Source organism: Pseudomonas sp. NPDC089996, from assembly GCF_044748405.1.
Lineage (GTDB): Bacteria > Pseudomonadota > Gammaproteobacteria > Pseudomonadales > Pseudomonadaceae > Aquipseudomonas.
The window spans coordinates 357,289-371,514 of record NZ_JBIVGA010000002.1 but is presented as its reverse complement, the minus strand read 5'-3'; the positions used below and the strand labels follow the sequence as shown (position 1 = coordinate 371,514).

Here is a 14,226-nt window from a genome sequence, read left to right as displayed (position 1 = left end):
ATGGCCGGGGCCGCTTTGCGGCCCTTTCGCGACACAAGGCCGCTCCTACAGGGGACTGCTGTGCATTGCCTGGACAGAAAAAATCTGTAAGCGCTGAATTATTTAGTGTCCTGTTGTATCTGATGCCATAGAGCCTTCAGCGACAGGGAAACAGGCATGAAATCGCGCAAGAAAAGCGTCCAGCCAATTGGCCTCAAGGACATCACCATCGTCGACGATGCCAAGATGCGTAAGGCGATCACCGCCGCCGCACTGGGTAACGCCATGGAATGGTTCGACTTCGGTGTGTATGGCTTCGTCGCCTTCGCCTTAGGCAAGGTGTTCTTCCCCAATGCCGACCCCAGCGTGCAGATGATCGCGGCACTGGCCACCTTCTCGGTGCCATTCCTGATACGCCCGCTGGGCGGCCTGTTCTTTGGCGCCCTGGGCGACCGCTTCGGGCGGCAGAAGATCCTGGCGATCACCATCATCATCATGTCGCTGAGCACCTTTGCCATCGGCCTCATCCCGTCCTATGCCAGCATCGGCATCTGGGCGCCGATCCTGTTGTTGCTGGCCAAGATGGCCCAGGGCTTCTCGGTGGGCGGGGAGTACACCGGCGCCTCGATCTTCGTCGCCGAGTACGCACCAGACCGCAAACGCGGCTTTCTCGGCAGCTGGCTGGACTTCGGTTCGATCGCCGGCTTCGTGCTCGGCGCCGGCGTGGTGGTGCTGATCTCCACCTTCCTTGGCGAAGAGCAATTCCTCGAATGGGGCTGGCGCCTGCCGTTCTTCCTGGCCTTGCCGCTGGGCATCATCGGCCTTTATCTGCGCCACGCGCTGGAGGAAACCCCGGCGTTCCAGCAGCACGTCGAAAAGCTCGAACAGGGCGACCGCGAGGGCCTGGCCTCGGGGCCGAAGGTGTCGTTCAAGGAGGTCGCGACCCAGCACTGGCGCAGCCTGGTGACCTGCATCGGCGTGGTGATCGCCACCAACGTCACCTACTACATGCTGCTCACCTACATGCCCAGCTACCTGTCACACAACCTGCACTACAGCGAAGACCACGGCGTGCTGATCATCATCGCGATCATGGTCGGCATGCTGTTCGTGCAGCCGATCATCGGCCTGATGAGCGACAAGTACGGCCGCCGCCCGTTCATCATGGTCGGCAGCGTCGGGCTGTTCGCCCTGGCCATCCCGGCCTTCATGCTGATCAATAGCGGCGCGCTCGGGCTGATCTTTGCCGGCCTGCTGATCATCGCCGTGCTGCTGAACTTCTTCATCGGCGTGATGGCTTCGACCCTGCCGGCGATGTTCCCCACGCACATCCGCTACAGCGCATTGGCCAGCGCCTTCAACATTTCGGTGCTGATCGCCGGCCTGACCCCGACCCTCGCCGCCTGGCTGGTGGAAAGCAGCGGCAACCTGTACATGCCGGCGTATTACCTGATGGTGATTGCCGTGGTTGGCCTGGTCACCGGCCTGACCATGAAGGAAACCGCCAACCAGCCGCTGCGTGGCGCAGCACCTGCAGCGTCGGACATCGAAGAAGCGCGCGAACTGCTGCAGGAGCACCACGACAACATCGAGCAGAAGATCGAGGACATCGACGCGCAGATTGCCGAGCTGGAAGCCAAGCGCCAGTTGCTGGCGCAGCAGCACCCGCGCATCGATTGAGGCTCAGCGGGGCATTTCGCGGGCGAGGGTGCTTTTGATCGTGCGCTCCACCACGTCCACCAGCACCATGGTCTGGTGGTCGACCTCGATGTTCAGCCGCGCGCCCGCCGTATAGTGGGCGAAGGTGGTCTGGCGCAGGGTTTCCGGAATCAGGTTGATGGTCACCACGTTGTCCTCGACATCGGCGACGGTCAGGCTGCAGCCGTTGACCCCGAGGAAGCCGCGCGGGAATACGTACTTGCCCCATTCGGGCGGCATGCGGAACTTGATGAAGGCGCCGGTTTCCTGGATCGACAGCTCGACCACTTCGGCCGTGCAGGCGATGTGGCCAGCCATGAGGTGACCGCCGACTTCGGCGTTCATTTTCGCCGAACGCTCGATGTTCACGCCCTGGCCGGCCTTGAACAAGCCCAGGTTGGTGCGTTCGAGGGTGGCGGTCATGGCGTCGAACTTCACTTGGCTGCCATGGATTTCGGTGACCGACAGGCAAGTGCCCTCGACACTGACACTGGCGCCGATCTTCAGTTCGTCGAGCAGTTCGGGGGTGAGGTCGATGGTGAACTGGTTGTGGCCCGGGTAGGTGGTCACATCAAGCAGAGGGCGGACGGCCTGGACGATGCCGGTGTACATGAAGTTGCTCCTGGGCACAGATAGGGAAAACATCAGGAAGCTATGCCCGTAGCGCTACAAATGCAAGACCGGCCTGTGATGAAGCCGCGCGGGCTCTTGTAGGAGCGGCCTTGTGTCGCGAAAGGGCCGCAAAGCGGCCCCAGCACTTCATGGTGCGAAGCTGAAATCCCGGGGGCGCTTCGCACCCCGTTCGCGACACAAGGCCGCTCCTACAAATATCGCGTGGAGCCCATCAAAACTTCAATTGCCACTGCCCGACAATCGCATGGTTGCGGCTGTTGCTCCCCAACTCCCCGCTATAACCCAGACCAACCGTCTGCCGCGCGCTCAACCCCAGGTCCAGCCCGGCCTCGACCAGCAGACTGTCACGATCGATCGCACTGCCCTCGACACTGAATGCATCGCCACCGGCGATGAATGCCTGGCGCGTGCGGGTATCGATGCTGCCATAGGTGTGGCGCCAGCCCAGGGTCGCCCGTGGTGTCAGGCTCATGCCGTTGTCCAGCTGCCCCAGGTGTGCCAGGCGCACGCCAAAGGTGCTGCTGAAGTTGTCTTGGGTATCGGCATCCACCGCCAGCGCGGCGTCACCGCCTTTTTCGCGGTAGCTGTCGCGGTGGTAACGCTGGTAACCGAGGTTGGCGAAAGGCTCGGTGCTCAGGCGGCCGCTGCCCATGGCATAACCCAACTCGACGAAGGCCTGCTGGCTGTCGGCATCGTAGTCGCCCTTGAGGCGCTCGTTGAAACCGCTGAAGGCCACGTCGCGCTTGCTGTCGCCGTCATGGCTGCTGTACGCCGCACCCAGGCGCACGGCCAGCGGGCCGCTCTGGTGCTGGGCATACACGCCGGCGTGCCAGCTGCGCACGGCACCGTCCAGGCCGGTGCTGTCCAGGCGGGTGCGCGAATAGCCACCGAGCACGCCAAGGCGCCAGTCGCCGCCGAGCGCCCAGTCCACCCCCAGCACGCCACCGCCGGTACGCTGCTCCAGCGCGCTGGCGCCGTGGCTGCCATCGACCTTGCCGTAGCTGCCCAGCGCCTGCGCCCAGACGCGCCCCTGGGCGTTCGGGTCGTTCAGGTTGCGCGCCTCGCGGGGCACGCCAGTGGCGGCAAGGGCAGGGCCGTCCGCGTCGTTCATGCCGACCAGCAGGCCGCTGCTGCTGCCCATCGCCTGCATGGCACCGAGCATGGTGCTGCCGACTTGACTGGTACCGGCCATAGTGGCGGCCGACAGGTTGGCGGTGTTGCTGGCGGACAGTTGCTCGATGGCGCTGCCGGCACCTGCCGTGGTGGTGCCGAGCACGGCGTTGTACAGGTTGCTGTCCTGCCCCAGGCTGGCCAGGCTGCGTGCGGCACCGGCGCCATTGGCGGACTGCGCGTAGTGCTCGAAGGCCACGTCGTTGCGGGTGTAGTCCAGGCCTACCGAGGTGCTGCTATAGCTCAAGGTCGGGGTGAGGAAGGCATAGTCGCTGGTGACCTGACCGAAGCGGCCAGTCACCGTGCCAGCCGTCAGCACGGTGTAATGGCTGTGCCAAGGGTACTCGCCAGCGCTCGGCTGCACGCGCAGGGTGGCGCCGTCGAGGCTGGCCGTACCGCTGACGCTGAGCGGGGCGCTGCTGCCATCGGCATTGACGCCATAGACCAGGGTCGAGTCCCGGCCGAAGCTCAGGTCACCCGCGACCGTGGCCACACCCAGGCCGGTATGGGTCAGCAGCGTGCCATTCACTTGCAAGCCACCAACCGAGCCGCCACCGGCATAGGTCGCGCCCTGGTCGATGAGCATTTCACCGAGGATGCTGCCCTGGTTGATCAAGGTGGCGCCGGAGGTGACCACGCCGCCCTGGCTGAAGTCGTCGATGCTGCTCAGGGTCCAGCTGCCACCGCTGACCTTGAGCGTTTCGAAATTGGCGCTGTTGCCGAAGCTGCCGGTGCCATCGAGGGTCACGCTGTCGACCCCGTCGCCGCCATCGACCAGGCCGTTGAACACGCCGCCGGTCTGCACCACCAGGCTGTCGTTGCCCGCGCCCATGCTCAGCGCCAGGCCATTGCCGCCGCTGATGGTACCGCTGTTGATCACGCTGTCGGCAAAGTCGCCGATCAGCTTGATGCCGAAACCGTTTTCGCCTTCGATCCTGCCAGCGTTGGTAATGCGCGTTGCCGCGACACCGGCGCCTTCGGCGCCGTCATCCACCAGGATGCCGTTGTCGACACTGCGGATCACGCCTGTGGCGGTGTTGATGACGGTGCCGCCACCCATAGCGATGCCTTCGCTGCCGTTGGGCCGGCCACCGCTGTCCACGCCCTTGGCGCCCAATCCCTGGATGGTGCCCGCGTTGTACACGTGGCCGATGTTGTCGATGTCGACCCCGTCATCATCGCCGTTGATCTTGCCCTCGGCGATGGCGCCGGTGATGGTGCCCCAGTTGTACACCGTGCCGCTGCCGTCGGAACCGAAGCCCGAGCCGTTGCGCCCGGTCACGCTGGCGCCAGCGTAGTTGTACAGGGTGGCATCGCTCTTCAGGTCGATGCCATGGCGGTCGGCGCTGATGGTGCCGTGGTTGTACACGGTGACGCCGGTTGAGGTGCCGATCCTGATGCCGTCCCATTTCTGGTCGAGGCCATCTTCGTCCTGCGGCGCGGTGTCGGTGTAGATCAGCCCGTAGTTGGTGAGGGTGGCATTGGAACCGGTCTTGATCGCGTCGTTGCCGACCGCGTGGATCACGCCCGTGGCCTGGTTCACCAGGGTGGTGCTGAAGGCCGGGTTGTTCAGGGTTTCCAGGTCGATGGCCTGGCCCTCGACGGTGGACTCGATGGTGCCGGCGTTGACGATGCTCAGGCTGCCCCCGGCGGTGGGGTTGGTCTGAAAGCGCAGGCCATCGTTGCTGCCCTGGATCAGCGCGCCGGCCTGGTTGCTGATCACATAGTGGCTGAGGTCTTCGCCTTCGTCCTTGGTGTCGATGCCGCGGCCATCGGTGGAGCGGATGATGCCGGCATTGTCGACTGTGAGGGTGGCGCCGCTGGTGTGCTTGGGCAGGATCACGCCGTCGTCGTCGCTGGCCACGATGCTGCCATGGGTGGTTACCGTGAGGGTGTCGGCCTTCTTCAGCTCCAGAGTCTCGCTGCTGGCGCTGTCGATCAGGTAGTCCTTGGCAAAGGCGGCGGGGGCGAAAGCGGCACAGGCCAGTGCGATGCACAGGGCCAGGCGGTTGGGCGTGAAATGCATTGGGCGACCATGGGTTAGTGTTCAGGGCCGCCCAATATGGCCATTCGATATTACGGTTTTATTGAAAGTTTCGCTGTGTCTGTACCGGCCTCTTCGCGGGCACGCCCGCTCCCACAGGTATGGCGCAGTACCTGTGGGAGCGGGCGTGCCCGCGAAGAGGCCGGTACAGGCTCAGACATGCCCACTGCTGTTGACAATGCGCAGGCACAGCGCCTCGAAGGGGTCGAGGTTGACGGTCAGCCGGCCATCTTCGGTCAGGTCGCCTTCGACCGTCTCGTTGATCATGTCCACCACCGGCCCCGGGGTGAAGCCGGTCAACTGCAGTTCCTCGGCAATCATCTCCTGGCCAAAGTTCAAGGCACTGATCTGGATGCCTCGCCCGGCCGGCAGCTCGTGCACCATCACCAGCAAGCCCGGGCTGCTGACCTCGGGCACCAGCACCTGGCGGCTGGTGGCGATGCCATAGGCCTGACGCACGGCCAGTAGCTTCTTCACCTGGCTGGCGAACGAGTCAGGGTTATCCAGTTGGCTATCGAGGCTGCCGTACAACGCGCGCGCACGCGGCATGCCACGCACCGATGCCTCGGCCTGTGGGTCGAGCCCGGCGAGGTCATAGCCGCCGCGGTGGATCCAGCGTGTATCGCCGTCGACCATGCGTTCGGCCACTGCCTCGGCGGGCAGCGGCAGGGCGCCGACCAGGTCCCAGCCGGACAGCGCGACCACGCCCGGTTGCATGGCGTTGTACATCACCAGCAGCAGGTGCACCTTCTGCACCAGGGCGATGTCTGCCGGGCTGAGCTGCTCGATGTCACGCAGGCCCAGCGCCGCGGTGATCAGGCTGGCGGTGGTGCAGGCGATGCCGTTGGTGACGAAGCGCAGGTTGTAGGGCGCGTGCTCACCCGACAGCCGCTCGTAGATTTCCTCGCGGATGTGCTCACGGAGGATGCCGCCGGGCAGGGTCTGGCCCTTGTACAGGTACATGTCGTGGGCGTGCAGGGTCCAGAAGTGCACCAGTTCGACGGTCAGTTCGTCGTGGTTCTGCAGGGCGTGGATCAACGACGCCGGGTCGATGCCGAAGGCGTGCATCTCCTTGAGCATCAGGCGCAGGAATTCGGTGTCGCCGGTCAGCAGTGCATGCTGGTAGGCGGGGCGGGTGATGAAGTCGTAGGACAGGTCGGCACCGCCCTTGGACATCTGGGCGATGTCGTCGAGGGTCAGGTTCAGCTCCTGGAAGCTGAAACCGCCGGCCTTGCGGATCATGCCGCCGATCAGCTGGTTGCCGACGATCGACAGCGGGTGGCTTTCGGACCAGGCGCTGCCACTGGCGCGGGTTTCCACGCCGAGAAAACCGTTGGCGTCCAGGCGCAGGCCGCGGGCACCCAGGCAGTCCAGCGCATGCAGGGCATCGCCGATGATCATCTGCTGGGCGGCGAAGCTGGGGTCGAGCCAGTTCAGTGACGGCTGGCCTTCCTTGAAGTAGTGCAGGTAAACCCAGCGCCGGGTCTTGCCATCGGCGCCAGTGATCGGCGCGGTGGCGCTCCAGTCGGTTTCCTTGACCCCGGGCTCGAAGAAGATCACCCGCTGCAGCTGGCCGACGATGTAATGGCGCAGTTTCAGCTCATCGCACAGCGCTGGCGCCAGGTTGACCGCATCGCGGCCGTCGGGCACTTCAGGCAGCAGTGGCCAGTCCTCCTCGCGGATCTCGACCATATGAAAGAGCCCAGGGTAGGCGCCGTGGGCCAGCTCGGCCAGGCGGAAGTCGGCGCCCTTGCCGGTGTGCGAGGGGATCAGGTCGTCGATGGTCACGGCATTGTGCGCGGCCGCCATGCGGCTCATCTGCACCAGCTCCTGCTCATTGCCGTAGAGCGGGTCGATGTCGAAGCTGATGCGGTCGAAGTTGCCGTCGATGCTTGGGGTGAACTCCCGCCCGCGCACACCGCCAGCCTGTTTGATGGGGCCGGTGTGGATGCCCTGCACGCCGATCTCCGACAGGCGCTTCCACAACGCTTCGTGACCGAGGGCAGACAACACCGAGCAGCCTTCAGGGGCAATGATCGCGTCGGGGTAGACGGTCAGCCATACCGAGGCGATTTCGGTGGCGCGGCGGGGCTGGGCTTCGGCGTAAGGGTTCTGCCACAGGCGGGACTGGCCGGAGTACAGCCTGGCGCGCTCCTGCGAAGCCTTGAGCATCGAGCGGTCTTCGAGCCATTTCAGGTATGACGGGTCGGGCTGGGTCATTTCGCGTCCTCTTTGCGTGGCGGCACCGGCCCAAGTTATGACGGCATTGCGGGCGGATCGTTCGGCTTGAGCATAGCGCTGGCTTCTTCGCGGGCTTGCCCGCTCCCACAAGTCCCCAACAAGGTTTGAGGGCTGCGCGGTACCTGTGGGAGCGGGCGAGCCCGCGAAGGGGCCAACACCGATCAAGGCTTGCGAATGGGCGAGCGGGCCGCCTCGCGCAAGCTTTCCAGCAAATCCAGCACCGCCCCCTCGATATGCGGCTCATCGCGCCAGCACATGCCGATCGAGCCTTCCGCCTCCAGCTCGAAATCCAGCCGGCGCAGCAAGCCGCGCCCATGAAAATGCTCGGCCACCCGCCCGGAAGCCACCGACAACATGTCGCTGTTCTGCATCAACCACAGGTTGGCCATCAACGAAGACGATTCGATCCGGCAGGGCAGCGGCTTGCGCCCGGCATTGCTCAGGGCGGTGTCGAGGCGGTTGCGGATGGGCGTGGCCGGCGGCCACAGCAGCCAGTCGTACTGGTACAGGTCATCCCAGCCCAGGCCTTTGCGTTCGGCCAGCGGGTGGTCGGGGCGGGCGACCACCTGCATTGGCTCGCGGAACAGCATTTCGCTGTGCAGGGCCTGGCTTGGCTGGTAGTTGTCGACACGCCCGACCACCACGTCCAACTGGCCGAGCTGCAGGCGTTCGAGCAACACGTTCATGGTGTTTTCCTGCAGGGATACCTGCGCTTTCGGGTGTTTTTCCAAGAAGTACAGGATGGCATCGGGCACCAGGCTCGGCGCCGAGGCCGGTGACGTACCGATGGCGACGTTCGGTGTGTTGCCTTCACGCAGGGCATCCAGGTTGCTCTGTGCCCGCTCCATCTCGCTGAGGATGCGCCGCGCGTGGTTGACCAGCAGGGTGCCTTCGGCAGTCGGCCGCAAGCCGCGGGCGTGACGCTCGAACAGCAGGGCACCGGCGTCTTCTTCGAGCTCCTTGAGGAACTTCGACAGCCCTGGCTGGGTGGTGTAGGCCTGCCGTGCGGTGTCGCTGAGGTTGCCGGTTTCGGCCAGCGTCACCAGCAGTTGCAGGTGGCGCGGGCGCAGGCGGCGGGTCCAGTGCATGGCGATCTCCCATCATCTTTATCGTATGGCTGCATACGAAAATATCATTTTTTTTGTATGTCAGGCGGGCGTTTAATCGACGCCACACGGGGGCGCTGCCACTGCCATCAGCCCCTTCACAGCCCACCACAGGTGAAGCGATGAATAACAACGACAACATCGGCACGGCCCGCGCCGAGTTCTATCAACGCATCGACACCCAGGCACTGTTCCCGCTGTGGGAGCAGTTGCACAACCTGGTGCCGACCCAGCCCACCACGCCATGCGTGCCCGCGCTGTGGCGCTTCAGCGAAGTGCGCCCGTATCTGATGGAGGCCGGCCAGCTGATCAGCGCCGAAGAGGCCGTGCGCCGAGTGCTGGTGCTGGAAAACCCCGGCATACGGGGGCAGGCTTCGATCACCCCCAGCCTGTACGCCGGCCTGCAGCTGATCCTGCCGGGCGAGATCGCCCCCAGCCACCGCCACAGCCAGTCGGCGCTGCGCTTCGTGGTCGAAGGCAAAGGCGCCTATACCGCCGTGGACGGCGAGCGCACCACCATGCACCCGGGCGACTTCATCATCACCCCGTCCTGGACCTGGCACGACCACGGCAACCCCAGTGCCGAGCAAGGCGGTGAGCCGGTGATCTGGCTCGATGGCCTGGACATCCCCACTGTGCGCTTCTACGGCGCCGGTTTCGCCGAGAACTACCCCGAAGCCGTGCAGCCGGTCAGCCGCCCGGAGGGCAACAGCCTGGCCCGCTATGGCGCCAACATGCTGCCCGTGCGCCACGAAGTGCACGACGGGACGTCGCCGATCTTCAGCTACCCCTACGCCCGCACTCGCGAGGCGCTGGCCACCCTCGAACGCCAGGGCGAGGTGGATGCCTGGGACGGCGTCAAGCTGCGCTACGTCAACCCGGCCACCGGTGGCTGGGCCATGCCGACCATCGGCACCTGCATGCAACTGCTGCCACGGGGCTTCGTCGGCAAGACCGCACGCTGCACCGACGCCACCGTGTACTCGGTGGTCGAGGGGCGTGGCCGCGCCATCATCGGCGGGCAGACCTTCCATTTCGAGCCCAAGGACACCTTCGTGGTGCCGAGCTGGGCGCCGCTGAGCCTGCAGGCCGACGACGAGTGCGTGCTGTTCAGCTATTCCGACCGGCCCGTGCAGGAGGCCCTCGGGCTGCTGCGCGAAGCCCGCGAACACCATTGATCCAAGGACCCTCTGCCATGACTTACCTGTTCGAACCAGCCGCCACCACCAGCCTGCCGATTGCCGGCAGCGACCAGCGCTTCCCGGTACGCCGCGTGTACTGCGTGGGCCGCAACTACGCCGCGCATGCCCGCGAAATGGGCTTCGACCCGGACCGCGAGCCGCCGTTCTTCTTCTGCAAGCCGGCCGATGCCGTGGTCCCGGTGGCCGACGGCCAGACCCTGGAATTGCCGTACCCGGCCGAAACCCGCAACTACCACTACGAGATCGAACTGGTCGCCGCCATCGGCAAAGGCGGGCGCAACATCCCGCTGGAGCAGGCCAACGAGCACGTGTTCGGCTATGCCGTGGGCCTGGACATGACCCGTCGCGACCTGCAGATGAAGATGCGCGAAATGGGCCGCCCGTGGGAAATCGGCAAGGCATTCGACGCCTCCGCACCAATCGCCCCGCTGCACCCGGCCAGCCAGGTCGGCCATCCGGCCCAGGCGACCATCTGGCTGCAGGTCGATGGCCAGGACCGCCAGCGCAGCGACATCGACAAGCTGATCTGGTCGGTGCCGGAAACCATCGCCTACCTGTCGCGCTTCTTCGAGCTGCAGCCCGGTGACCTGATCATGACCGGCACCCCCGAAGGTGTCGGCCCGGTCGTGGCCGGGGAGCTGATGGTCGGTGGCGTCGATGGCCTGGGCGAGCTGCAGGTGCGCGTCATCTGATTGCCCTGGGCCGGCGTGGCCGGCCCTTCCTCCCGGTTTTACACGTGGCCCGCGCCTGTGCGCCGGCCCGGAGGTTTCGCTCATGTCTTCCACCGACAAAAACAACACTGTGGATGTACAAGCCTTCATCGACAGCCAGCCGGTTGCCCGCTTCCAGTGGCGCATCCTGTTGCTGTGTTTCCTGGTCACGGCGATCGATGGCCTGGACACGGCCGCCATCGGTTTCATTGCCCCGGCGCTGCGCGAGCATTGGCAGATCGGTGCCGCCGAACTCGGCCCGGTGCTCGGTGCCGCGCTGATCGGCCTGATGCTGGGCGCGTTCATGGCCGGGCCCTTGGCCGACCGCTTCGGCCGCAAGCGTGTGCTGCTGTGGTCGGTGGCCTGCTTCGGTCTCTTCAGCCTGGCCGCCGCGTTCGCCCAGGACCTGCACAGCCTGGCCCTGCTGCGCCTGCTTACCGGCCTGGGGCTGGGCGGGGCGATGCCCAATGCCATCACCCTGACGTCGGAATACTGCCCGCAACGGCGCCGCTCCCTGATGGTCACCGGCATGTTCTGCGGCTTCACCCTCGGTTCGGCCCTGGGCGGGGTGGTTGCTGCACAGCTGTTGCCGTTGTTCGGCTGGCGCAGCGTGCTGGCCCTGGGCGGCGTGCTGCCGCTGGCTCTGCTGCCGGTGCTGCTGCTGGCGCTGCCTGAATCGGTGCGCTTCCTGGCGCGACGCAAGCCCGATAAGGCGTTGGCCATTCTGCGGCGCATCGGTGCATTGCCGGCAAGTTGCCGGGGGCTGCGCATCGATGAGGTGGCCGAGGGGCATTCGCCGGTGCGGCAGATTCTCGCAGCGCCCCTGCGCCGCGGCACCCTGGCGCTGTGGCTGGCCTTCTTCATGAGCCTGCTGATCATCTACGGCATGACCAACTGGCTGCCGCTGCTGGTCAAGGACACCGGGCTGAGCCTGAGCCAGGCGGCGCTGATCAGCGCGCTGTTCCAGATCGGCGGCACCCTCGGCGCGCTGTGCCTGGGCGCAGCCATGGACCGCTTCGATCCGCACCATGTGCTGGTGCTGGCCTTGCTCGGCGGCGCCGGCTGCCTGTTCGCCATCGGCCAGTGTCATGGCAACTATGCGCTGTTGGGCCTGAGCGTGGCCGGCATGGGCTTCTGCATCAGCGGCTCGCAGGTCGGTGCCAACGCCCTGGCCGCCGCTTTCTACCCCACCAGCAGCCGCGCCACGGGCGTCAGCTGGGCCCACGGAGTGGGGCGCATCGGCTCGGTATGCGGCACTTTCGGCGGTGCCTTGCTGATGGATGCCGGGCTGTCGTTCGAGGCGCTGTTCGGTGTGCTGATGCTGCCTGCCGTGCTGGCTGCGGCGGCGATTTTCTTCAAAGGCGTGCGGCCGGCTGCCGCGCTGCCCGCCAACACCCACATCACGCTCTGATCGAGCAGGACTACTGCCATGCAGCTCTACAGCTTCTTCAACAGCTCCACCTCGTACCGGGTGCGCATCGCCCTGGCGCTCAAGGGCCTGGAGGTGAACTACCGCGGTGTCAACCTGCGCACCGGCGAACAGCGCCAGGCGCAGCACCGCGAACTCAGCCCGATCGGCGGTGTGCCGGTGCTGGTCGGCGACGATGGCGTCAGCCTGACCCAGTCGCTGGCGATCATCGACTACCTCGACGCGCGCTACCCGCAGGCGCCGCTGCTGCCCAGCGAACCACTGTTGCGGGCTCGGGTGCTGGAGGTCGCGCAACTGATCGCCTGTGACATCCACCCGCTGAACAACGTGCGCGTGCTGGGCTACCTGCAGCGTGAGCTCGAAGTCAGCGCCGAAGCCAAGGCCCGCTGGTACGCGCACTGGGTGGCCGAAGGCCTGGCCGCGCTCGAAGCCTTGCTGCAACGCTACGGCGCTGGCCCGTACTGCTTCGGTGCGCAGGCGACCCTGGCCGATTGCTGCCTGGTACCGCAGGTGGCCAATGCCGAGCGCATGGGCTGCGATCTGCAGGCCTACCCACGGGTCATGGCGGTGTACGAGCACTGCCAGGCCCAGCCGGCCTTCCAGCGTGCCGCCCCCGGCCGCCAACCCGATTTCATTCAATAAGAAACGCAGGCCCCGCACCTGCACGGAGAACCGAACCATGACTGCCAGACAACAAAAAATCATCATCGTCGGTGGTGGCATCGGCGGCCTTGCCGCTGCCCAGGCCTTGACCGCTCAGGGCATCCAGGTACTGCTGCTGGAGCAGGCCGACCACATCGGCGAGATCGGCGCCGGCATCCAGCTCGGCCCCAACGCCTACGCGGCGCTGGATGCCCTGGGCGTTGGCAACGCCGCGCGCAACCGTTCGGTGTTCACCGACCATCTGATCATGATGGACGCCATCGATGCTCACGAAGTCGGGCGTATCGAAGTGGGCGAGGGTTTCCGCCAGCGCTTCGGCAACCCCTATGGCGTGATTCACCGCGCCGACATCCACCTGTCGATTCTCGAAGCGGTGCGCGAGAACCCGCTGATCCGCTTCCAGACCTCCACGCACATTGCCGGCATGGAGATGGACGACCACGGCGTGACCCTGACCGACAGCAAGGGCAACCGCTACCAGGCCGATGCCGTGATCGGCTGCGACGGGGTCAAGTCGGTAATCCGCGAGCGCATGGTCGGCGACCCGGCACGGGTGACCGGGCATGTGGTGTACCGTGCTGTGGTGGATGTCGCGAACATGCCCGAAGACCTGCGCGTCAACGCCCCGATGCTGTGGGCCGGCCCGCGTTGTCACCTGGTGCATTACCCGCTGCGCGGCGGCCAGCAGTACAACCTGGTGGTGACCTTCCATAGCCGCAACGAGGAGCAGTGGGGCGTTACCGATGGCAGCAAGGACGAAGTGCTGTCGTACTTCGAGGGCATCCATGAGCGCCCACGGCAGATGCTCGACCGGCCAACCTCGTGGCGCCGCTGGGCCACCGCCGACCGCGACCCGGTGGAGCAGTGGGGCGAGGGCCGGGCGACGCTGCTCGGCGACGCTGCCCACCCGATGACCCAGTACCTGGCCCAGGGCGCCTGCATGGCGCTGGAGGATGCCGTGGTTCTGGGGCAGGCGGTGAAGGCTTGCGAGCATGACCTGCAGGCGGCGTTCCGCCTGTACGAGTCGGTTCGCATTCCGCGCACGGCGCGGGTGTTGTGGTCGGCGCGGGAGATGGGCCGGCTGTACCACGCCAAGGGTGTCGAGCGGCTGGTGCGTAATCAGCTGTGGGCAGGGCGCTCACAGGCGCAGTTCCAGGATGCGGTGCAGTGGTTGTATGGCTGGAATGTCGATACCTGCCTGAAGCACTGATACCAGGCCGGGCCCGCAAAAGCATTTTGTGCGAGCGGCCTGTGGCAGCGGCCTGCGGGAGCGGCCTTGCGTCGCGAAAGGGGTGCGAAGCGCCCCCAGTTCTTCAGCTTCGCCGCATGAATTGCCGGGGCCGCGCTGCGG

General features: G+C 65.9%; 10 protein-coding genes. 6 read left to right on the top strand and 4 right to left on the bottom strand.

Annotated features, from left to right (window positions below):
* Positions 1-156: 156 nt before the first annotated feature.
* Positions 157-1,659, top strand: a complete 1,503-nt coding sequence (gene proP, locus ACIPW4_RS04605) for a glycine betaine/L-proline transporter ProP (RefSeq protein WP_400655222.1) — start codon at positions 157-159, stop codon at positions 1,657-1,659.
* Positions 1,660-1,662: 3 nt separating this feature from the next.
* Here proP and ACIPW4_RS04600 read toward each other — a convergent pair whose 3' ends face one another.
* The 4 genes from ACIPW4_RS04600 to ACIPW4_RS04585 all read right to left on the bottom strand — a co-directional run bounded on the left by ACIPW4_RS04600 (position 1,663) and on the right by ACIPW4_RS04585 (position 8,853).
* Positions 1,663-2,289: a riboflavin synthase subunit alpha gene (locus tag ACIPW4_RS04600; RefSeq protein ID WP_400655221.1), complete on the bottom strand. Its 627-nt coding sequence runs from the start codon at positions 2,287-2,289 to the stop codon at positions 1,663-1,665.
* A 232-nt stretch (positions 2,290-2,521) separates the two neighbouring features.
* Complete coding sequence (locus ACIPW4_RS04595; protein WP_400655219.1) at positions 2,522-5,506, bottom strand: autotransporter domain-containing protein; 2,985 nt, start codon at positions 5,504-5,506, stop codon at positions 2,522-2,524.
* 171 nt (positions 5,507-5,677) lie between these two features.
* The gene (gene treS, locus ACIPW4_RS04590; protein ID WP_400655217.1) at positions 5,678-7,744 is read right to left on the bottom strand and encodes a maltose alpha-D-glucosyltransferase; all 2,067 of its coding nucleotides are present in this window, start codon (positions 7,742-7,744) and stop codon (positions 5,678-5,680) included.
* A 182-nt stretch (positions 7,745-7,926) separates the two neighbouring features.
* Complete coding sequence (locus ACIPW4_RS04585) at positions 7,927-8,853, bottom strand: LysR substrate-binding domain-containing protein (protein WP_400655216.1); 927 nt, start codon at positions 8,851-8,853, stop codon at positions 7,927-7,929.
* 140 nt (positions 8,854-8,993) lie between these two features.
* Here ACIPW4_RS04585 and gtdA point away from each other — a divergent pair, with 140 nt between their 5' ends.
* The 5 genes from gtdA (at position 8,994) to ACIPW4_RS04560 (ending at position 14,085) form a co-directional block, all read left to right on the top strand.
* Positions 8,994-10,049 carry a gentisate 1,2-dioxygenase gene (gtdA, locus tag ACIPW4_RS04580; protein WP_400655214.1) on the top strand — a complete coding sequence of 352 codons (1,056 nt, stop codon included), beginning with the start codon at positions 8,994-8,996 and terminating at the stop codon, positions 10,047-10,049.
* 17 nt (positions 10,050-10,066) lie between these two features.
* Positions 10,067-10,765, top strand: a complete 699-nt coding sequence (locus tag ACIPW4_RS04575) for a fumarylacetoacetate hydrolase family protein (protein ID WP_400655213.1) — start codon at positions 10,067-10,069, stop codon at positions 10,763-10,765.
* Positions 10,766-10,847: 82 nt separating this feature from the next.
* Positions 10,848-12,194, top strand: a complete 1,347-nt coding sequence (locus tag ACIPW4_RS04570) for an MFS transporter (RefSeq protein ID WP_400655210.1) — start codon at positions 10,848-10,850, stop codon at positions 12,192-12,194.
* An 18-nt stretch (positions 12,195-12,212) separates the two neighbouring features.
* Complete coding sequence (maiA, locus tag ACIPW4_RS04565) at positions 12,213-12,854, top strand: maleylacetoacetate isomerase (protein WP_400655209.1); 642 nt, start codon at positions 12,213-12,215, stop codon at positions 12,852-12,854.
* Positions 12,855-12,891: 37 nt separating this feature from the next.
* Positions 12,892-14,085 carry a 3-hydroxybenzoate 6-monooxygenase gene (locus tag ACIPW4_RS04560; protein WP_400655207.1) on the top strand — a complete coding sequence of 398 codons (1,194 nt, stop codon included), beginning with the start codon at positions 12,892-12,894 and terminating at the stop codon, positions 14,083-14,085.
* Positions 14,086-14,226 lie beyond the last annotated feature (141 nt).

Excerpts from the sequence above, each read along its gene's own strand:
- proP (WP_400655222.1), top strand. The coding sequence starts at position 157 with ATGAAATCGCGCAAGAAAAGCGTCCAGCCAATTGGCCTCAAGGACATC.
- ACIPW4_RS04560 (WP_400655207.1), top strand. The coding sequence starts at position 12,892 with ATGACTGCCAGACAACAAAAAATCATCATCGTCGGTGGTGGCATCGGC.
- ACIPW4_RS04600 (WP_400655221.1), bottom strand. The coding sequence starts at position 2,289 with ATGTACACCGGCATCGTCCAGGCCGTCCGCCCTCTGCTTGATGTGACC.
- ACIPW4_RS04570 (WP_400655210.1), top strand. The coding sequence starts at position 10,848 with ATGTCTTCCACCGACAAAAACAACACTGTGGATGTACAAGCCTTCATC.
- maiA (WP_400655209.1), top strand. The coding sequence starts at position 12,213 with ATGCAGCTCTACAGCTTCTTCAACAGCTCCACCTCGTACCGGGTGCGC.
- ACIPW4_RS04585 (WP_400655216.1), bottom strand. The coding sequence starts at position 8,853 with ATGCACTGGACCCGCCGCCTGCGCCCGCGCCACCTGCAACTGCTGGTG.
- gtdA (WP_400655214.1), top strand. The coding sequence starts at position 8,994 with ATGAATAACAACGACAACATCGGCACGGCCCGCGCCGAGTTCTATCAA.
- ACIPW4_RS04595 (WP_400655219.1), bottom strand. The coding sequence starts at position 5,506 with ATGCATTTCACGCCCAACCGCCTGGCCCTGTGCATCGCACTGGCCTGT.
- ACIPW4_RS04575 (WP_400655213.1), top strand. The coding sequence starts at position 10,067 with ATGACTTACCTGTTCGAACCAGCCGCCACCACCAGCCTGCCGATTGCC.
- treS (WP_400655217.1), bottom strand. The coding sequence starts at position 7,744 with ATGACCCAGCCCGACCCGTCATACCTGAAATGGCTCGAAGACCGCTCG.